At 64.6% G+C, this 20,196-nt stretch carries 18 protein-coding genes and 1 pseudogene; 7 read left to right on the forward strand and 12 right to left on the reverse strand.

Going from position 1 to position 20,196, the window contains the following annotated elements; translation table 11 throughout:
* Positions 1-3: 3 nt before the first annotated feature.
* The 6 genes from M2432_RS05410 to fadD5 form a co-directional block, all read right to left on the reverse strand.
* Complete coding sequence (locus tag M2432_RS05410) at positions 4-1,578, reverse strand: MCE family protein (protein ID WP_280825707.1); 1,575 nt, start codon at positions 1,576-1,578, stop codon at positions 4-6.
* Positions 1,575-2,606, reverse strand: a complete 1,032-nt coding sequence (locus M2432_RS05415; protein WP_280825708.1) for a virulence factor Mce family protein — start codon at positions 2,604-2,606, stop codon at positions 1,575-1,577. The genes M2432_RS05410 and M2432_RS05415 overlap by 4 nt, the downstream gene beginning before the upstream one ends.
* Complete coding sequence (locus M2432_RS05420) at positions 2,603-3,850, reverse strand: MCE family protein (RefSeq protein ID WP_280825709.1); 1,248 nt, start codon at positions 3,848-3,850, stop codon at positions 2,603-2,605. The genes M2432_RS05415 and M2432_RS05420 overlap by 4 nt, the downstream gene beginning before the upstream one ends.
* Positions 3,851-3,854: 4 nt before the next feature.
* Positions 3,855-4,724, reverse strand: a complete 870-nt coding sequence (locus M2432_RS05425) for an ABC transporter permease (RefSeq protein ID WP_280825710.1) — start codon at positions 4,722-4,724, stop codon at positions 3,855-3,857.
* Between the two features lie 4 nt (positions 4,725-4,728).
* Complete coding sequence (locus M2432_RS05430) at positions 4,729-5,499, reverse strand: ABC transporter permease (protein ID WP_280825770.1); 771 nt, start codon at positions 5,497-5,499, stop codon at positions 4,729-4,731.
* 297 nt (positions 5,500-5,796) lie between these two features.
* Entirely contained in the window at positions 5,797-7,422 is a 1,626-nt protein-coding gene (gene fadD5 / locus M2432_RS05435) for a fatty-acid--CoA ligase FadD5 (protein ID WP_280825771.1), read from the reverse strand.
* A 144-nt stretch (positions 7,423-7,566) separates the two neighbouring features.
* Between fadD5 and M2432_RS05440 the strand changes: the two genes are divergently transcribed.
* Positions 7,567-8,286: a GntR family transcriptional regulator gene (locus M2432_RS05440; protein WP_280825711.1), complete on the forward strand. Its 720-nt coding sequence runs from the start codon at positions 7,567-7,569 to the stop codon at positions 8,284-8,286.
* Between the two features lie 57 nt (positions 8,287-8,343).
* Here the strand turns inward: M2432_RS05440 and M2432_RS05445 are convergent, their stop codons facing one another.
* Positions 8,344-8,784, reverse strand: coding sequence for an SRPBCC family protein (locus tag M2432_RS05445; protein WP_280825712.1), 441 nt, complete (start codon positions 8,782-8,784; stop codon positions 8,344-8,346).
* Positions 8,785-8,826: 42 nt separating this feature from the next.
* Positions 8,827-9,252 (reverse strand): thioesterase family protein, encoded by a 426-nt coding sequence (locus M2432_RS05450; protein WP_280825713.1) that lies wholly within the window; start codon positions 9,250-9,252, stop codon positions 8,827-8,829.
* Positions 9,253-9,277: 25 nt separating this feature from the next.
* Between M2432_RS05450 and M2432_RS05455 the strand changes: the two genes are divergently transcribed.
* The gene (locus tag M2432_RS05455; RefSeq protein ID WP_280825714.1) at positions 9,278-10,372 is read left to right on the forward strand and encodes an alcohol dehydrogenase catalytic domain-containing protein; all 1,095 of its coding nucleotides are present in this window, start codon (positions 9,278-9,280) and stop codon (positions 10,370-10,372) included.
* Here M2432_RS05455 and M2432_RS05460 read toward each other — a convergent pair.
* Complete coding sequence (locus M2432_RS05460) at positions 10,362-11,054, reverse strand: TetR/AcrR family transcriptional regulator (protein WP_280825715.1); 693 nt, start codon at positions 11,052-11,054, stop codon at positions 10,362-10,364. The two genes, M2432_RS05455 and M2432_RS05460, sit on opposite strands and share 11 nt — an antisense overlap.
* A 116-nt stretch (positions 11,055-11,170) precedes the next feature.
* Here M2432_RS05460 and M2432_RS05465 point away from each other — a divergent pair, with 116 nt between their 5' ends.
* Positions 11,171-12,472 (forward strand): cytochrome P450, encoded by a 1,302-nt coding sequence (locus tag M2432_RS05465; RefSeq protein WP_280825716.1) that lies wholly within the window; start codon positions 11,171-11,173, stop codon positions 12,470-12,472.
* On the opposite strand, the gene M2432_RS05470 is transcribed toward M2432_RS05465, so the two are convergent.
* The 3 genes from M2432_RS05470 to M2432_RS05480 are packed head-to-tail and all read right to left on the reverse strand — an operon-like array spanning position 12,469 to position 15,696.
* Positions 12,469-14,265 (reverse strand): acyl-CoA dehydrogenase, encoded by a 1,797-nt coding sequence (locus tag M2432_RS05470; RefSeq protein WP_280825717.1) that lies wholly within the window; start codon positions 14,263-14,265, stop codon positions 12,469-12,471. The two genes, M2432_RS05465 and M2432_RS05470, sit on opposite strands and share 4 nt — an antisense overlap.
* Positions 14,262-15,038, reverse strand: a complete 777-nt coding sequence (locus M2432_RS05475) for an SDR family oxidoreductase (RefSeq protein WP_280825718.1) — start codon at positions 15,036-15,038, stop codon at positions 14,262-14,264. Before M2432_RS05475 ends, M2432_RS05470 begins: the two co-directional genes overlap by 4 nt.
* Complete coding sequence (locus M2432_RS05480) at positions 15,031-15,696, reverse strand: TetR/AcrR family transcriptional regulator (protein ID WP_280825719.1); 666 nt, start codon at positions 15,694-15,696, stop codon at positions 15,031-15,033. Before M2432_RS05480 ends, M2432_RS05475 begins: the two co-directional genes overlap by 8 nt.
* 163 nt (positions 15,697-15,859) lie before the next feature.
* Between M2432_RS05480 and M2432_RS27950 the strand changes: the two are divergent.
* The 4 genes and pseudogenes from M2432_RS27950 to pntB all read left to right on the forward strand — a co-directional run.
* Positions 15,860-15,976, forward strand: a pseudogene (locus M2432_RS27950) (hypothetical protein); the annotation flags it as partial.
* 89 nt (positions 15,977-16,065) lie between these two features.
* Positions 16,066-17,073: a magnesium transporter CorA family protein gene (locus tag M2432_RS05485; RefSeq protein ID WP_280825772.1), complete on the forward strand. Its 1,008-nt coding sequence runs from the start codon at positions 16,066-16,068 to the stop codon at positions 17,071-17,073.
* Between the two features lie 121 nt (positions 17,074-17,194).
* Positions 17,195-18,730, forward strand: coding sequence for a Re/Si-specific NAD(P)(+) transhydrogenase subunit alpha (locus M2432_RS05490; RefSeq protein WP_280825773.1), 1,536 nt, complete (start codon positions 17,195-17,197; stop codon positions 18,728-18,730).
* Positions 18,731-18,765: 35 nt separating this feature from the next.
* Positions 18,766-20,187 carry a Re/Si-specific NAD(P)(+) transhydrogenase subunit beta gene (gene pntB, locus M2432_RS05495; protein ID WP_280825720.1) on the forward strand — a complete coding sequence of 474 codons (1,422 nt, stop codon included), beginning with the start codon at positions 18,766-18,768 and terminating at the stop codon, positions 20,185-20,187.
* Positions 20,188-20,196: the final 9 nt, after the last annotated feature.

Genomic DNA, 20,196 nt, shown 5'->3' on the forward strand with positions numbered 1-20,196 from the left:
GCCCTATCCTTGCGACCCTGGCGGGAGGAACGGCGGGTTACCCGGTAGCGGAGGCGTGCCGACCGGGCCCGGGTTCGGCCCCGGCCCCGGGGGTGCCGGCGGCGCGTTCAGCGGACCGGGAATCGGAGCGAATCCCGGGGCAATGTCGTTTTCACCAGGCCCTGTCAGCGGCTCGGTCCGCGCACCCACCGGCGCCGGCGGCAGCGGCACCGCGGTACCCGGCACGTCCGGCGAGGGCTGGCCGGGGAACGTGGCGGCAGGGACGCCCGGACCCGTCGGGACACCGGCCGGGTTGGGTGCCGAAACGACGGCGTCCGGCGGCCCGTAGTTGGCACCGAACGGGTTGTTCCCGAACGGGCCGACGCCGACGTGCGCACACGGCAGCGGGTCCCCCGGAGTCGGATCAGCACCGGGCCCGGGGGTGTACGAGCACGGTGAACCCGGCGGCACCGCGGGTCCGGGATGCTCCGGCGTGCCTTCCAACAATGTCGGAGGCGGTGGCGGTGCCCCGTTGGGGAAGCGCTTGCCGTTGGGATCGGGCCACTTCGCCTCCGGCAGACCGGCGCTGCGCCAGAAGTCCTGCGGGTCCAGACCGCGCTTCTTGAAGGCGGCGTCCACGAACGGCTGCATCAGCTGCGGCGGCAGGAGGTTCTCCACCATGACCTTGAAGTACGGGCCCGACGCGATGGCCTCGGACAACGCGGCCACGAACTTGCCTGCAGAGATCAAGGTGTCGGCCAGGTCCTGCTTGCGCGCCACCAGAATGTCGCCGATGGTGCGCAGCTGCTCCAGCACGTGGTTCAGGTTCGGGTTCTCGGCGATGAAGGCCTGCAACTGGTTGGACACCTTGGTGACCCGGTCCAGCAGCAGACTGACCGCCTGGCCGCGCTGGTTGAGCGCGTGCAGCAGGGTCTGAGTGTTGACCAGCAGGGCATTGACCTGCCCGCTGCGGTCGCCCAGCACGGTGGCGATCTTGTTGGCGTTGCCCAGCAGCGCCCTGACTTCCTCGTCGCGCTTGCCGATGGTGTCGGCAAACCGGGCCACTCCGTCGAGCGCGGCGCTCAGGTGCGGTGACGTCTTGTTCGCAGTCTCGGACAACACGTCCAGCGACTGTTTGATGGTCTTGGTGTCCCAACCCTGCGATGCGCGCGTGACGTCGAAGATCGCGTCGTAAATCTGATAGGGCGTAGACGTCTGACCGATGGGCAGCACGCCGCGTGGCGGCAGTATGTGGCTGCCTTTGGGCTCGATCTCGATGGCTTTGCGGCCCAGCAGGGTTTCGGTCTTGATCACTGCACGGCTGTCAGTGCCGACGGTGTTTGTACCGAGTTGGAAACCGATGCGGACCCTGTCCCGATCGATGTCCATGCTCCTGACGTCGCCGACGTTGACGCCTGCGATACGCACCGTGTCGCCGACTGCCAGACCGCCGGTATCAGCAAACTGCGCATAGTAGGTCGGCTTTGCAAAGATCATCGGCACACTGGTGAAAGTCGCTCCGACTGCCGTGACCATGGCGACGGCAACCACTCCCATCAGGCCTCTGCGGACCCGGTCCGATCCCTCAATGGTCCTCACCTCGGCGTGCACCTCCCCGATGGCTGCGACGTGAGCCGCACCGTGCGCACCGGACCACCCGGCTGCAAACCGTTCAGCTTCAATTCGATGTCACAGATGTAGAAGTTGAAGAAGTCACCGTAGATACCGCCGGCACGACCCAGAATCTTCAGCGCTTCGGGGACCTTGTGCAGGTTGTCGTTCAGTTGATCCTTTTGGTCGACGAGGGACTGGTTGGTGGCCTCCAGATAGCCCAGGGTGTCGTGCAGCAGCGGACGGTTATCGCTGAGCAGATCGCCCAGCGAGCCGGCGGCATTGCTGATGTCGGCCACCGAATCGGCGATCGGGTCGGCGCGATTCCTGAGCCCTGTCACCAGAGCCTCGAAGTTCTTGATCGTGTCGTCGAACTGCTTCTGGTGCTTGACCGTGGTGTCCAGCACTGTGTTGAGGTTCTTGATCACCTCGCCGATCGCGTGGTCCTGGTCGGCGATGCTCGACGTCAGCTGCGAGGTCTGGTCGAGGATGTCGTTGATGGTGCCGCCCTGGCCTTGGAAGATCGTGACGATCGACTGCGAGATCGCGTTGACCTTCTCCGGATCCAACGCCCGGAACAGTGGCCGGAACCCACCCACCAGAGCGTCCAGGTCCAGTGCCGGCTCGGTCCGTTCCACCGGAATGGTGCCACCCGGTGGAAGCAGCTCATTGCTGTCACCGCGTTTCAAATCCATATACCGGTTGCCCAGCAGATCCAGATACCGGATCGAGGCAGAGGTCTGCTGGAAAAGCGGCACGGACTTGTCGACGTTGAAGTGCACCTTGACCTTGGTGCCGCCCTCGATCAGCTCGACCTTGGTGACCTTGCCGATCTCCACGCCGGAAGCCCGGACGAACTGATTTGCCTTGAGCCCGCTGGTGTTGTTGAAGATCGCGAAGTAGTCGTTGTTCCGGCTGAACCGGAACTGGCCGAACACGATGAAGATGCCCGCGGTGAAAGCCAGCAACACCGCGGAGAAGATGGCGAGTTTGACTGCCGTGCCCTTGATACTCATGGGTTGATCGTGTTCTCCCCGTCTTGGCGACCCCAGACATACTCGACCGCAAACGGTGAACCGAGACCGAAGTGGTTGTACGGCGCGATGGAAGCGCCGGTGTCCATCACCATGTACGGCATCGGCAGGATGTCCTTGGTGACCGTCCAGCAACCGGGCCGACCCAACGGACCGCCCGAGGCGTTGATGCGGGGCAGGTTGTCCGGATACACGTAGGGGTTCCCGGCACCGACGAGTTCGGTGTGGGTCACCAGCGAGAACCCGTTACCACCAAGGCCCTTGGCCGCGGCCGGCGCGCCCTTGGCGAAACCCCGGACCAGGCAGTCCAATTCGGGGCTGTATTTGTCCAGCAGACGCGACGTCGGCAGCAGATCCTGGGCGCCACGCACCAGGTATGGTCCGCCCCGCTCGAAGATGTCGCCGCCCGTGTTGCCGAACCCGACCGAGGCCATCAGCGCCTGGTCGAGGTTGCCGCGCTGCGCGTTGAGGGTCCGTGCCGTCGTCACCGCGCTCTTGAGGCTGTCCCACAAATCCGGCGATGCCTTGGCATACACCTCTGCCAGGTCCGCGAGTGCCTTGGTGTCGTGCCGGAACGCCGGCATCCGCGGATTCAGATCGCCCAGGATGTCGTTGGCGTTGACCAGGGACTGACCGAACTTGTCGCCCAGCCCGTCAAGCGCCTGTGCAGCGGCGGTCAGGGTCTGGTTCAGCTTGATCGGATCGATCTGCTCGGAGATCGAGGTGATGGTCTCGAACAGCGTGTTGAACTCGGTGGAGACCCCTTCGGCGTGCACCGTGTCACCACTCTTGAGCCGCTCTGGCAACGGGTTCGGCGGCGAGGTGAAGGAGACGTACTTGTTGCCGAAGACCGTGGTGGCCAGCAGTCTCACGTCCACATTGCCCGGCAGCAGGTGAAGGTACTTGGGGTCGACGTCCAGCACCAGCTTGGCTTGCGGCGCCTGATCGTGGCCGGTCACCGCCTGGGCCTCATTCACCCGACCGATCGGCACCCCGTTGAAGGTCACTTTCGATCCCGTGTCCATCGCCAGCCCGGAGCGGTTGTACAGCACGTACACCCGGGCCTTGGTCTCGAAGTCCCCGCGGAACTGCACCCAGGTCAGGGCCAGCACCAGGACGGCGAGCAAGATCATCACGATCCCGCCGATCTTGTACGGCGGGGTGCGGTCCGTGTTGAGCGGGGCGTGCACCTGTCCTTCGGCGATGGGGTGCTCAGGAATCGTCATCGCATCACACCGTCAGGTTGAAGTTCGGGTCGGTGCCGTAAAGCGCCAACGAGAAGAGCAGCACTACCGTGACGATGGCGATCAGCGACGTGCGCATGGACCGGCCCACCGCCTCGCCCACGCCTACGGCACCGCCGCTGGCGTAGTAACCGAAGTACGAGTGATTGAGCAGCACCACAACGGCCATGATGATGACCTGCAGGAACGACCACATGACGTCGTCGACCCGCAGGAACGTGTGGAAGTAGTGCTCGTATGTACCCACCGACTGCCCGTAGAACACCGTGGTGACCAGCTGCGCCGACAGGAATGACAGCAGGATTGCCATGGCATACAGCGGGATGATGACCACCATGCCGGCAACGAGTCGGGTGGACACCAGGTATGAGATGGACTTGATGCCCATCACTTCCAGGGCGTCAACCTCCTCGCTGATCCGCATGGCGCCGAGCTCGGCGGTCGCCCCAGCGCCGACGGTCGCGGCCAGCGCCTGGCCGGTGACCACCGGGGCGACCACGCGAATGTTGGCCAGCGCGGCGAAGAAGCCGGTGAACGCGGCCACACCGATGTTGCCCAGGGACGCGAAACCCTGGATGGCGATCAGTGAGCCGGCGGCCAGGGTGACAAAGCCGACGATGGCCACCGTGCCGCCGACGACGGCCATGGCGCCCGTGCCCATGCCGATCTCGGCGATCAGCCGCAGGATCTCTCGGCGGTAGTAGCGGAACGCGTGCGGGATGTGCCCGACGGCCGTCATCACGAACCAGGCGACGTGACCGAGGCTGTCCAGCAGTTTGGCGGGCGCAGAGGCCAACTCGGCCAGGCTGGAGAAAAACCGGGGGAACCGGGAGCGCAGAACAGTCGATGTGCTCATGCCGCTACCCGTTCTGCGTTCCGAACTTGACGCCGATGGTCGTGAGCACGACGTTGACCGCGAACAGCGCGACGACGCAGAGCACCAGCGTTTCGTTCACCGCCGTACCGACACCCTTGGACCCGCCGGACACGGTCAGTCCTCGGTAGCAGCCGACCAGGCCGGCGATCAGACCGAACAGGGTCGCTTTGACCACCGAGATGGTGACCTCGGGGAAGCCGGTCACCAGCGTCAACGTCGACACGTAGGCGCCGGCGTTGACGTTCTGGATATAGACACCGAAGAAGTAGCCACCGACAAGTCCGATGACGATGACCGCGCCGTTGAGCAGGAATGCGACGAACGTCGAAGCGACTACCCGCGGCACCACCAGGCGCTCGATCGGGTCGATGCCGAGCACCTCCATGGCGTCGATCTCTTCACGGACGGTACGGGCGCCGAGGTCGGCACAGATGGCCGTTGACCCGGCACCGGCGACCACCAGCACCGTGACCAGCGGGCCGAGCTGGGTGACCGCACCGAGAGCGGCACCGGCGCCGGAGACGTCGGCCGCGCCGAACTCATTGAGCAGGATGTTCAGCGTGAAGATGATCAGCACCGTCAGCGGAATGGACACCGCCAGCGTGGGCAGGAAGGCCACGCGGATCAGGAACCAGGCCTGAAGGATGAATTCCTTCCACTGGAACGGGCGGGAGACCAACGCCTTGAAGGTCAGCACGCTCATCTTGACGAAGCCGCCGACCTTGACCAGCGGCTTGTCGAGTTGGCTCTTCAGATAGCCGACGACGCTATCGTCCGGGGCCGTCACAGACGATCCTCACGAAACGGAAATCGGCTGTGGTGCAACGGCATCACGTGTTACCTGCCCCCTTCTTCGCCGGCCCCGAACCTGGTGATTGCCGTCTCCGTTACTGGTGAGTAGTAAGACGGACCACAGGAGAGTACCCGATACGTCCGGTACCCGGTGACGCATCGGGGCGATTGTCTGATCGCGATTCAGCAAACTTCGGGCGAAGCATCTCCCCTCCGCTGTGACCATCGAAATCGTTGCGACAGCGTCAATTTGCCGCTATCACGATGTACTTCTATCACCGAATCGCGCGCGCAGTTCGGTTTTGAGTACCTTTCCCGATGGGTTTCGCGGCAGTGCCTCAACGATTTCCAACGCCTTCGGATGTTTATAACGAGCCAATCGCTCGGTCATGAAGCCATCCAGGTCAGCCAGGGTCAGCTGGCTGCCGTCAGAGCCTCCGGGTCCCGCGACCACAGCTACCACCGCGACCGGTACTTCACCCCATTTTTTGTGCGGACGTCCAATGACAGCTACTTCTGCAATGGCCGGATGTGCAGCGAGGATATTTTCCACTTCGGCGCAGTAAATGTTTTCGCCACCGGAAATGATCATGTCCTTTTTACGGTCGACCACCCAGATGTAACCGTCGGTGTCCTGGCGAACCAAGTCACCTGAATGGAACCAACCGCCAGCGAAAGCCTCCGCAGTTGCTCGCGGGTTGTTCCAGTAGCCCGCCATGAGAGTCGGAGCGCGGTAGACGATCTCGCCGACCTCGCCGACAGGCACGTCATTCATGTTGTCGTCGACGATCCGGGCGGACACCGTCGGGATAACCCGGCCGACCGAGCCGAGTTTGCGCCGCGCATCTTGCGCCAACAGCATGCAGGTGACCGGTGACATTTCGGTCTGCCCGAAGGCGGCGAGTATCTCGGTGCCGGGAAAAGTCTCCGCCATCTCGCGTAGCAGGGTGTCCGACGCCGGAGCAGCGCCCCAGGACAGCACCCGCAGTTTGAGCTGGCGCGGCTGGGCGCGCTGCGCGGCGCAGACCGCCTGCCACTGGGCAGGAACAAGGAAGATGCCCGTCACCGCTTCGGCTTCGAGCACGTCCAGCAGGGCGCCCGGGTCGAATGCACCCACCGGATAGAGCACCGTCGGGCGGCCGAGGAGCAGGCCGGTGATCATGTTGCCGATACCGGCGATGTGGAACAGCGGGACGCCGATGAAGCCGACATCGTTGTTGATGTCCGCGCCGCTGGTGAACAGGGCGGTCAGGGCCTGGCCGGTCAGATTGATATGGGTGAGCACTGCGCCCTTGGGCCGACCGGTAGTGCCCGAGGTGTACATGATCAGCGCGGGCGAATCCTCCGGAATGTCAACTGGCGCGGGCGGATCCCCGGCCTCGGAGATCAGATCCTCGTAGCCGAGCACCCCGTCCTCGCTGCTGCCGCCGGCGACGATCACGGTGTCCAGTGACGGTTCCAGCGCACGCACCGCGATCGCCACCGGGGCCAGCACCGTCTCGGTGATGATGACCTTCGGATCGCAGTCGGCCACCAGGAAGGCGATCTCCGGCGGCGTCATTCGGAAGTTGACCGGCACCGCGATCGCGCCCAACAGATTGACCGCCAGGAACCCCTCGACGTACTCGCTGCGGTTGAGCATGAGGAGCAGCACCCGGTCGCCGAAGCCGACCCCTCGACGGCTCAACGCGCCGGCCAGCGCAGTGACACGACGGTCCAATTCAGCCCACGTGGTGGTGCGCCCGACATAGCGGAGTGCGGTTGCCTCCGGTTGCATCAGGGCGTGGCGGGCCAACTGGGTGGTCGAGTTCTGCCTGCGGGCCAGGTAGGGCTGTTCAACTGCGGTTGGTCGCACTGTCACCGGGTGCTGCTCCTGGTTCGTGATCGGCCCGGTTTGCACGACGCCGATCTGGATGTTGATATTTGATCAAATATCGTTTCTCCGCGGTCACAATATGACGGTGGTATCCGCGGAACAAGATCGGGCCACGAACTCGGCCCGGCTACAAGCGAGCAGAGAGGGATCGGCGTGAACGTCTCCGTGCATCGCCATGCCCGGCGGGAGCAGTTGTCCGATGAGGTCGCGGCCCACCTGCGCACAGCGATCATGTCCGGGGCATTGCGCCCGGGCACGTTCGTCCGACTTGACGAGACCGCCGCAGCCCTGGGTGTCAGCATCACACCGGTACGCGAAGCGCTGCGCACCTTACGCGGCGAAGGCATGGTGCAGCTGGAACCCCATCGGGGACATGTGGTTTCGGCATTCAGCCGGGAGGACATCGCCGATATCTTCTGGCTGCAGGCCACCATCGCCACCGAAATCGCCAGGACGGCCGCCACCCGCATCTCCGAGGCCGAGATCGATGAACTGGCCGCCCTGACCGATCAGTTGGCCGCCGCCGTGGACGCCCGCGATACCGAAGTGATTGCCTTGGTGGAGTTCATGTTCCACCGCGTATTCAACCGGGCCGCGGACCGGATCAAGCTGGCCTGGTTCCTGTTGCACGCCACCCGGTACCTGCCAACGTACATCTATGCGTCCGACCCGCAATGGGGCGCGGGCGCGGTGGACAATCACCGGCAGTTGGTCGAAGCCTTGCGGCGCAACGATATTGACCAGGTGGTTGCGCTGACCCGCAGCCAATTCGACGACGGCGCACGCAGGTTGACCGGCCGCCTCGACGAACTAGCGCTATGGCCTACCCCTGATACCACCCAAACGGACGAACGGGCCGAAAAGTACAAGTAAACCCGGGCATTTCGTCGATCTCGGCGCGGCGGGCCGAGCGTGTTGGCCCACGGCCGACTAGCCGGCCAGTTGCTCGGCGCGCGTCTTGAGGTTGCCGGCCAGGTGGTCAAGTGCGTCGTTGACGACCTTCTTGACCATCATGTTCGGCACGCCGGGCATGTTGACCTCGACGTCCATGTCCACGGTCAGCAGCGCCGAGGCTCCCATGTCGACCACAGAGAACAACTGCTCCTGCTTGGTGAACAGGTTGCCCTGCTGCATGACGGTCTGAATCTGGCCATCGCCCGGGTAGTAGACAGCCTGGATGTAGGAGCCGTCCATGCCCTGAATCTTGGTATCGAGGCGCAACTGGCTGGGCCGACCGTCGTTGTAGCGGTGCAGAATCCAGCAGCCGGTGACTTCTTCGTTCCACTGCGGGTAGGCCTCGAAGTCAGCGACGATCGCCATGATGGTGGCTGCGGGGGCGGAAACTTCGAGGGTCTTGCTCACGAGCGGCATGACGCCGAGCATATCGAGCGGCGATCCCCGCGCGGCCGGGTGTCAGCTGACGACGGCGTTGGCCAGCAGTTCGCGAATCGGATCCGGGATGGGAACCGGGCGTCGGGTGGTGCGGTCGACGTAGACGTGCACCCAGCTGCCCACAGCAGCGGGCTCGACGTCACCGTCGGCCCACAGCCCCGTTCGGTACGTCACACTGCTGTTTCCCAACCGCGTCACTGCCAGCCCCACCACCAATTGCGACGGGAACGCGAGCTCCGCGAAGTACCTGCACCCCGACTCGGCGACGACGCCCAGCCATGGCGCGTTCACCGAGTCGATCCCGCAATTGGTGTTGATCCAGGCGTTGATCGCGGTGTCGAATAGTTCGTAATACACCGCGTTGTTCAGATGACCGAACATGTCGTTGTCGGTCCACCGGGTCTGCACGGGCCAGTGCACGGGGAAATCACCTGCAGTCCGCTCCATGGGCCCAGTCTGTCAGGCTGGAGTCATGAAGATTCGTGGTGCGGTACTCGAGGAGGTCGGGCGCCCCCGCCCCTACGCCCAGACGCGACCACTAACCATCAGCGAGCTGGAACTGGACGGCCCGGGCGACGGCGAACTGCTGGTCCGTATCGAAGCTGCCGGTTTGTGCCACTCGGACCTGTCTGTGGTGGACGGCAATCGGGTACGGCCGGTACCCATGCTGCTCGGCCACGAAGCCGCCGGCATCGTTGAGAAGGTCGGCGGTACTTCGGATTTGCGAGCCGGTCAGCGGGTGGTGATGACCTTCTTGCCACGCTGCGGGCAATGCTCGTCGTGCGCGACCGACGGTCTGGCGCCATGCATCCCGGGCAGCGCCGCCAACGGGTCCGGCACCCTGCTGAGCGGTAGTATTCGCCTAACCCGTAGTGGCACAACGGTTTTACATCATCTCGGGGTGTCCGGTTTCGCCACCCATGCGGTGGTGGACCGCCGCTCGGTGGTGCCAGTGGACAACGACGTTCCAGCTGTCGTGGCCTCATTGCTGGGCTGCGCGGTACTGACGGGCGGCGGCGCAGTGCTCAACGCCGCGCAACCCAAGCCCGGGCAGACGGTCGCAGTCGTCGGTATGGGCGGGGTCGGCATGGCCGCCATGCTGACCGCACTGGCCCATGACGACGTCCGCGTCGTCGCGATAGACCGTTTGACCGACAAGCTGGATCGCGCACTGGAGCTTGGCGCGCATGACGTGTACACGCCGGATCAGGCTGCCGATGTCCGGGCCGACGTGGTGATCGAGGCCGTCGGGCACGCCGCCGCGCTGGAAGACGCGATCGCCATGACGGCTCCCGGCGGCAAGACCATCACCGTCGGGTTGCCGCACCCCGATGCCCGAATCACGTTGTCGCCGTTGGCTTTGGTCGCCGACGGTCGATCGCTGATCGGCAGCTACCTGGGCTCGGCGGTGCCGGCCCGTGACATTCCGCGCTTCGTCGACCTGTGGCGGGCCGGACGTTTACCGGTCGAAGCGCTGGTGTCGAACACCATTTCGCTGGACCAGATCAACACCGGCATGGACGCCCTGGCCGAGGGCCGCGCGGTCCGTCAGATCATCACGTTTTAGGTTCGGCGCCTGGCGAATTGGCTGCGAAGGTAGCCAGCGGTAGCAGGTAGTTCCGCACGTATTCGCGGGTTTCCTCAATGGTGGTGAGCTTGATACCGGTATGCGGTGTCACGATGAACGACAGCGTGAGCCTGGTGTTCAACTCGGCGACGGTGCGCAGATGCCGTTCCTGGGCAGCGGTGATGGCGGCCGTCCCGTATAGCTCGCTGCGGAGCAGAGCCGCCGAATGATCGGTGGCGAAATCGATGATGGCGCCTGCGTCGACGGTGAGGCTAGGTAGCAGATTTTCAGGTTCGGTGCGCAGCAGTTTCTTGAGCAGCGCGTGTTCTCGCATGAAGGCGACCGTGAACACCGTGCCGTAGACCATGCGGTCCTCAAAATTCTTCCCCTGGGCCCGCGCCCTGGCACTGCCTTCCAGAAAACGCCGGGCCTCGGCCAACACGATGGCATCGTTGAGCGCGGACTTCGTGGGGAACCGCCGGTAGAGCGTGGCCCGGCCGACTCCACTGCGTCGCGCCACGTCCTCCATGGTTGACCGGCGCATCCCAACCAATTCCGCCTGCTCAATGGCGGCCCGCAGGATGCGCGTGGTGATGTCGTCCGGGTTGTCCACAAGAGCCGCCACCGCGGGGTCGGGTTCGGCTAGGCGACGCACGAAATCTTCTGTTCGGCTGGATGTCACGCGATTTCTCCTTGCCCGCCCGGACTTCCGGTCGTACTGTGATCATAACCGAGCGAGACAATGAGTGTCTCAATGTCTCGCATGTCTCTCTACATCGTTCACGGAAGGTGACCACGATGCGAGTTGGCCTCTGGTCTCGTTGGTTGGCATTACACGGCGCTCCCCGCGCATTCCTGTCGGTGCAGGCGCGGTTCGGAGACCCGATGGCCAGGCTGCTGGCCAATCACGGCCACGGCGCCGACCCGTACCCGTTCATAGAAGACATCCGCGCCCAAGGCACCCTGGTTCGAAAGCGCTTCGCCTGGGCGACCGCCGATCACGCAGTATGCCGGGACATCCTGCGGGACAGACGATTCCAAGTTACCGATCCGACTCAGATGGAATTGCCTCGCCCGCTTCGCGCTCTCATCTCGCGGACTGATCCCGGCGTTGCCAATCCGGTCGAACCGCCGGCCATGGTCGTTGTCGACCCGCCCGACCACACCCGCTACCGGCAGTCGGTGTCACAGAGCTTCACGCCGCGCGCGATCGACCGGCTCAGCGCTCGCGTGACCGAGGTGACAGCGGAACTCATCGAGCAGCTGGCCGACTCAGAGCAGCCCGATCTGATCGCCGATTTCGCGGCGCAGCTGCCGGTCGCGATCATTGCCGAGATCCTCGACCTACCGGCCGACAGCTATCCCGAACTGCTGGAGTGGGGACACTGCGGCGCGCCCTTGTTGGACGTCGGAATCCCCTGGGCGACATACCGCACCGCCATCGACGGCCTACGCTCCGCCGACAGCACCTTGAACGCGCGCTTCCACGAGGTTCGTCACGGCGACCCCGGCGACAATCCGTTCACCCGATTGGCCGCCAACAATTCCCTCACCGCAAGAGAATTCACCGCCAACGCCGCCCTGCTGATCGGTGCCGGCTTCGAGACCACGGTGAACCTCATCGGCAACGGCATCGTGCTGCTGCAACAGAACCCCAGCCAGTTGGACCGGCTACGTGATGAACCCGAACTCTGGCCGAGCGCGGTCGAGGAGATCCTCCGGATCGACAGTCCAGTTCAGATGACCGCCCGGACCGCCGGTAGTGACATCGAGATCGCCGGGCAACAGATCGCCGCCGGCGACATGGTTGCCCTCTTCCTCGGCGGCGCCAACCGTGACCCAAAGGTGTTCGCCCAGCCCGATCGATTCGACATCAGTCGGGCCAACGCCCGCGACCACCTGGCGTTCGCCTCGGGGATTCATGCCTGCCTCGGTGCCGCGCTCGCGCGGATCGAAGGTGTCACCGCACTGCGCGCGCTCTTCGACGCATTCCCCGACCTGCACCTCACCGACACACCAAACCGGCGGGGCCTGGTCAACCTGCTCGGATTCGCCTCACTCCCAGCACAATTGGGTAGTCGACGGACGGTACCCGCCTAGAACCAGCCGTCGCGCATCTCGAGCGTGGTCCGGTCCAGCGACGCCAGCAGGTCCAATTGCGGTGCGGTCCTGGGTAGCTCGAAGCGGTAGAAGTACCGCGCCGCCTGCCGCTTGCCGTCGTAGAAGTCGCCGTCCTTGCCGTAGGCGGCGACGAACTGCTCCAACCACAGCCAGGCAATCACGATGTGCCCGAACGCTTCCAGGTAGACGTGGCTGTTGGCCATCACCGCGGGGACATCGCCGGAGCCGAACATGCCCGCGGTGACGGTGACCAGTCGCTGCCAGGACGTATCCAGCGCAGCACCCAGTTCGGCAGCCTCACCGCCGAGCGCAGCCGCCGCCTCCACGGTCGATGCAATGGCCCCGCCGAGCACCGCCAGGCTGGCGCCGTTGCCCTGGGTCACCTTGCGGCCCAAAAGATCCAGACTCTGGATGCCGTTGGTGCCCTCGTGGATCGGGTTCAGCCGGTTGTCCCGGTAATGCTGTTCGACGTCGTATTCGCGGGTGTAGCCATAACCGCCGTGCACTTGGATGGCCAAGTTGTTGGCCTCCAGACACCACTGCGACGGCCAACTCTTGGCGATCGGCGTCAGGATATCCAGCAGCAACGCGACTCGGTCCGCTTCGGTATCGGACTGCGCACTGTGCTGCAGGTCCACCAGCCGGGTACAGTACAGCCCCAGGGCCATCCCGCCTTCAACATATGCCTTCTGCGCCAACAACATTCGCCGAACGTCGGGGTGCTCGACGATCGGCACCTGCGGCGTAGTCGGGTCTTTGACCGTCAGGGGCCGGCCCTGCGGCCGTTCGCGGGCATACTGCACCGACTTGAGGTATCCGGTGTAGCCCAGTGCCACCGCGCCCATGCCGACAGCCAAGCGAGCCTCGTTCATCATCTGGAACATGTAGACGATGCCGCGGTGTGGTTCGCCGACCAGGTAGCCGACCGCACCAGGCTTGCCGCCCGGGTTGACTTGTCCCTCACCGAAGTTCAGCACGGTGTTGGTGATGCCGCGCTGGCCCATCTTGTGGTTCAACCCGGCAATGGCGACGTCATTGCGTTCCCCGATCGAACCGTCCGGGTTCACCAGGAACTTGGGCACGATGAACAGCGAGATGCCTTTGGTACCGGCAGGTCCCCCAGGGATCTTGGCCAGCACCAGGTTGACGATGTTGTCGGTCAGCTCATGTTCGGCGCCGGAGATCCACATCTTGGAGCCGAATAGGCGATAGGTGCCGTCGTCTTGCGGTTCGGCTCTGGTGGCAACGTCGGCCAGTGAGGACCCCGCCTGGGTCTCGGACAGTGCCATGGTGCCCGAAAAGTGGCCCGCCAGCATGGGTTTGACGAAGGTATCAACCTGTTCCCGGGTACCGAACTTGGTCAACAGATTGGCGTTGGCGATGGTCAGCATCAGGTAGCCGGACGTCGACACGTTGGCCGCGGCGATCCACGCAAAAGCGGCCTGGGCCACCACCGCGGGCAGTTGCGCCCCACCCACGGAGGCGTCCATCGACATCCCGATCAGGTCGGCGCCGACAAAGGCGTCCCAGGCCTGCTTGACCTCCGGGATGAGCTTCACCTCATGACCGTCGAATGTCGGCTCATTGGCGTCGCTGGTCTTGTTGTGCGGCGCGAAATACCGTTCGGCCAGTTGCTCACTGAGCTCAAGCACACCGTCGAAGGTCTCACGGGAGTGCTCCGCGAACCGTGGCCTCGAGGTCAGCTCATCGACCCGAAGCCATTCGTACAGCAAGAATTCCAGGTCCCGGCGCGAGATAAGTACAGATTTCATCGGATCGTGCTCACTCCTCCGTCGACCGGAATCACCGCACCCGTGATGTACGCACTGGCGCGGCTGGCCAGGAACACCGCGATTCCGGCCATGTCGTCAGGTTGGCCGACCCGCCCGAGTGGCATCCCGGCCCCTACTGCTTCTTCGCCCGCAGTCAGCATCACCTTGGTCATCCGCGACGGAAACAGGCCCGGCGCAATGGCATTGACCAGAATTCGGGGTGCCAGCTCGCCGGCCAGGTGGTGGGTCAGCATGTGTACAGCGGCCTTGCTCGCGCTGTAGGAGAAGTTGTCTCGGCCCCGCCCCGGGGCGACGATGCCGTCGATGCTGCCGGTGTTGATCACCCGCGCCGGATCATCTTGTGTCGCAGCAGCATTGAGCAGCGGCACCAGCGCCCGGGTGAGCATGAACACCCCCTTGACGTTGACGTCGAAGACCTTGTCGAAACCGGACTCCGGAAACTCGTCGAACGGCTGCCCCCAGGCTGCACCAGCGTTGTTGAACAACGCGTGCACCTTGTCTTCCTTGGCTGCAATCGCGTCGGCCAGGACCTGAACACCGTCGGAGGTGCCCAGATCCGCAGGCACCGTCACGACCTCACCCTGCCCGGACAGTTCCACCACCGCGGCCTCCAACTCGGCGGCCTTGCGCGCCGCCAGGTACACCTTGGCCGCCCCGGCCTCCAACAGCCCGCGCGCGATCATCACCCCGATACCGCGGCCACCACCGGTGACCACCGCCACCTTGCCGTCGAGCCGGAACAGATCAGTCATGCGCAGCGCCTCCCAGCGGATCGTCGATGCGGACGGTCTCGTCCCGGATGAGCCCCCGCAGCAGCGCGGTGCTGAACTCGACGGCGATCTCCGAGGCGGTCCGCCGGCCGTGGGGACGCAGCCAGCGGTAGGCACCCAGCGTCATCCCGATATAGCCCAGAGCCAACACGTGCGAGTCGCAGTCGTGGAATTCACCGCTGGCGATGCCGCGGTCGATCACGTCGCGGACGTGTTCGTAGACGGTGGTCTCGGCCTTGCGGATGTAGGCGACCTGTTCCTCGGTGAACCACTCGGTGATGTACGGCCCCTCCTGGAAGTACACCGCCGCCGCGGGCAGATCGTTCGCGACGCCGACCAATAGTCGCCGGGTGAAGTTGAAGATCGTCTCGCGCGCCGACGCCGTCGGGTCGTCGTGCAGCGCTTCGACGGTGAAGTCCGCGGTGGTCTTGTAGATGTCCCAGAGGATCAGCGACTTACTGGCGTAGTAGTGGTAGACCGTCGCCTTGTTGAGTCCGACGGCATCGGCGACGTCGTCCATGCGGGTGCCGTGGTACCCGCGGGCGGCGAACAGCTTGGCGGCCACTGCCAGCAGCTCGTCGCGGCGCGACGTCCCGTTCGAACCTACTGCCGACCCCTTTGCCGACGACTCTGTGGACATCAACTACTCAATTCGCGCGGCCGGGCCACGCCCGGGAACCCAATCAACTGGTTGGCCAGTCTAAGCGCAGGGCAGGTCACGAACCGCTGGGAATGGCCCGATCCGCCGCTTTGGGTCTTGGCCCACGGGATAAACTCGCCAGTAACAAGCGTCACGGTGGGAGGTAACGATGGATCCGAATCCGGATTACGACGCGAGCGACGAGGTCGAGTACTTCTTCAACTGGGTGCCCTGGGGCATCCGCGGCGTCTACCCGCCCCCGGCCTATCCCCCGGTGTAACTCCATCCGGTCGTTTTTCGCATCGTTCTTCACACCGCGCCCACCGTCCCAACGAACTGTCCGGCTGGACCGTGGTTGACTGCACAGCCATGGCCTGTTCGGTGCGGGGACGCGTGTGGCGGTCCGGAGAACCCCAGGACGACTTCGAGTTCTCGAAGATCCCGACCTATCTAGCCACCGAAGACACTCTGGTCTGGGCCGACATCTTCGACCCCGATCACGAGACACTCGAAACCCTGGCCGCTGAACTGGGCCTCAACATCTGGTCGGTCGAGGACGCGCTGGCACCGCAAGAACGCACCAAAGCCTCGATCTACCACACACATACGTTCTTCACGGTGTACGCCGTGGACACCCGTATCCCGGACAGCGACACCGTCTCGGTGTTGGTCAAACACCGCATCTCTGCCTTCGTGCTCCCGCGCGGGCTCATCACGGTCCGGCTCCCATCTGCCAATCCCGCCGCCGGCGAATTCGACATCGACCTTGTGTCGCGGCGTTTCGACGAGCTGGGCGGGCAGGAGTACGGCGTGGGCGCGTTGGTCCACGGCGTGCTCGATGTCGTGGTCGACGGGCACTTCGAGGCTGTCCAGGTTCTCGACGACGCCGTCGAACTTCTCGAAGACGAGTTGTTCGCTGAACGTGGGCCGCGCAAGGGCCTGCAGCGGCGCACTTTCCGATTGCGCAAAGACCTTGTTCAGTTGCGTCGGGTGGTCCTGCCGATGCGAGAGGTGGTCAGCAGCATCCAGCACCGCAGGCTCGACTCGCTGTCGGCTGCCACGCTCGATCCGCTCTACGCCGATCTGTATGACCATGTGCTGCGGGCTTCTGAGTGGACCGAATCGCTGCGCGACCTGGTCAGCGCGGTGTTCGAGACCAATCTGTCGCTACAGGACGCACGCCTGAACACTGTGATGAAAAAGCTCACCGGCTGGGCGGCGATCATCGCGGTGCCGACCGCCATCACGGGCTTCTACGGTCAGAATGTCGTGTACCCGGGCATAAACACCGTGGCCGGATTCATCGCCAGCTCCGCGCTGATCGTCGTACTCGTGGTCCTGTTGTACGTCATGTTCAAGCGTCGCGATTGGCTCTAACCCGCAGACCACGCGAGTTTCCGTAGGTTGGTACGCCACTTTCCGTAGGAGGGGCCTACGGGTTACCACGCAGTAGATGCAACACTCTTCCAGATCCAACCAACAGATCGGACCACAGTCGATGATCATCGGGATACCGCGCGAGTCGCAGCCTGGCGAAACTCGCGTTGCTGCGACACCGCAGACCGTAGGGCAGATTATCAAGCTGGGTTACACCGTCGTCGTAGAGTCCGGCGCTGGTGTCGCCTCCAGTTTCTCCGATGCTGCCTATGTGGCGGCCGGCGCCAGTGTCGGATCATCCGAACAGGCACTGCACGCCGACATCGTACTGAAGGTCAACGCACCCGACGATGGTGAGATCGCGGCCGTCAAAGACGGCACGACCCTGGTCAGCCTGATCTCGCCGGCACTCAATCCTGAGTTGGTTGCCAAGCTCGCCACCCGGCCGATCACGGTGCTGTCCATGGATGCGGTGCCGCGCATCTCGCGGGCCCAGTCGCTGGACGTGCTGTCCTCGATGGCCAACATCGCCGGTTACCGCGCCGTGGTCGAGGCCGCACACAGCTTCGGCCGGTTCTTCACCGGTCAGGTCACCGCCGCAGGCAAGGTGCCGCCGGCCAAGGTTCTGGTCGTCGGTGCCGGTGTGGCCGGTCTGGCTGCCATCGGCGCCGCCGGCAGCCTGGGCGCCATTGTGCGGGCGACCGATCCGCGGCCCGAAGTTGCCGATCAGGTCGCCTCGCTCGGTGGGGAGTACCTGTCGATCGAAGATCCCGAAGCCGAGGTGTCGGCCACCGGTTACGCCAAGGAGATGGGCGACGACTACAAGGCCCGCGAGGCGGCCCTGTACGCCGAGCAGTGCAAGGACGTCGACATCATCATCACCACGGCGCTGATCCCGGGTAAGCCGGCGCCCCGGATCATCACCGCCGACATGGTGGCCTCGATGAAGTCCGGCAGCGTGATCGTCGACATGGCCGCGGCCAACGGCGGCAACGTCGAGGGCACGGTCAAGGATCAGGCGATCCTCACCGACAACGGCGTCACCATCATCGGCTACACCGACCTGGCCGGCCGACTGCCCGCACAGGCCTCGCAGCTGTACGGCACCAACCTGGTCAACCTGCTCAAGCTGCTGACCCCGGAGAAGGACGGCAAGCTCGTCCTCGATTGGGACGATGTGGTGCAGCGGTCCATGACGGTGGTCCGCGACGGTGAGACCACGTGGCCGCCGCCACCGGTACAGGTCTCGGCCGCTCCGGCGACGCAGCCCGCGGCCGTGGCGCCCGTCGTCAAGAGCCAGAAGCATCCGATGTCCACCGGACGCCGGCTCGGGGTCACCTTCTCGGTCGCGGCAGCGATCTTCGCCCTGATCGCGATCTCGCCGACGGCGCTGCAACTCCACCTGACGGTCTTCGCGCTGGCGATCGTGATCGGCTACTACGTGATCGGCAACGTGCACCACGCGCTGCACACTCCGCTGATGTCGGTGACCAACGCGATCTCCGGAATCATCGTGGTCGGAGCGCTGCTGCAGATCGGCCAGCGCAACCTTCCGGTCACCGTGCTTGCCTGCCTGGCGATCCTGCTGGCCAGCATCAACGTATTCGGCGGCTTCGCGGTGACGCGTCGCATGCTCGCGATGTTCTCCCGCAGCTAGATCTGCGCGCCCACAAAGACTTTGGAACGGATTCCATGCTCACCTTAGAAAACGTTGCATCGGCGGCCTACGTCGTCGCGGCTCTGCTCTTCATCCTCGCACTGGCCGGGCTCTCGAGGCACGAGACATCCAGGGCCGGTAACACGTTCGGCATCGGCGGCATGGCGGTGGCGCTCATCGCGACCATCGCGCTGGCGATCGACCGAAAGATCGAGCCGCTGGGCCTCTCGCTGCTGATCGGCGCGATGATCATCGGCGCCGCAATCGGTCTGTGGCGCGCCAAGGTCGTCGAGATGACCGGCATGCCCGAACTGATCGCGCTGCTGCACTCGTTCGTCGGTCTGGCCGCGGTGCTGGTGGGCTGGAACGGCTACCTGCACGTCGAGAACGATCTCGCGGGCGCCGAGGCCGCCAAGCTGACCAGCGAACACATGCTCGGCATTCACTCGGCCGAGGTGTTCGTCGGCGTGTTCATCGGCGCGGTGACGTTCACCGGCTCGATCATCGCCAACCTCAAGCTCTCGGCGCGTATCAAGTCCGCACCGCTGATGCTGCCCGGCAAGAACTTCCTCAACATCGGCGCGCTCGTCGCGTTCGCGGCGCTGACCGTGTGGTTCGTCGTCGAGCCGCACCTGTGGCTGCTTGTGGTGGTCACCGTGCTGGCTCTGTTGCTGGGCTTGCACCTGGTCGCCTCGATCGGCGGCGGCGACATGCCCGTGGTGGTCTCGATGCTCAACAGCTACTCGGGTTGGGCCGCAGCCGCATCCGGCTTCCTGCTGGGCAACGACCTGCTGATCATCACCGGCGCGCTCGTCGGCTCCTCCGGTGCGTACCTGTCCTACATCATGTGCAGGGCCATGAACCGGTCCTTCATCTCTGTTATCGCCGGCGGCTTCGGCATCGAAGCCGGCCCCGCGGAGGACAAGGACTACGGCGAGCACCGCGAGATCAACGCGGAGGGCGCGGCTGAGCTGCTCAGCGGGGCCAGTTCAGTGATCATCACCCCCGGATACGGCATGGCCGTCGCTCAGGCTCAGTACGGCGTCGCCGACCTGACCCGCAAGCTGCGCGAGCGTGGCGTCAACGTCCGCTTCGGCATCCACCCCGTCGCAGGCCGCCTGCCCGGTCACATGAACGTGCTGCTGGCCGAAGCCAAGGTGCCGTACGACATCGTGCTCGAGATGGATGAGATCAACGAGGACTTCGACGACACCGACGTCGTGCTGGTGATCGGTGCCAACGACACCGTCAACCCGGCCGCCTCCGAGGATCCGGGCAGCCCGATCGCCGGCATGCCGGTGCTGACGGTGTGGAACGCCAACAACGTCATCGTGTTCAAGCGGTCCATGGCCTCGGGTTACGCCGGCGTGCAGAATCCGCTGTTCTTCCGGGAGAACAGCCAGATGCTGTTCGGTGACGCGCGGGACCGCGTCAACGACATCTTGGCTGCGCTGTAATTTCTCTGC

Source organism: Mycobacterium sp. OTB74, from assembly GCF_029892685.1.
Taxonomy (GTDB): Bacteria; Actinomycetota; Actinomycetes; order Mycobacteriales; family Mycobacteriaceae; genus Mycobacterium.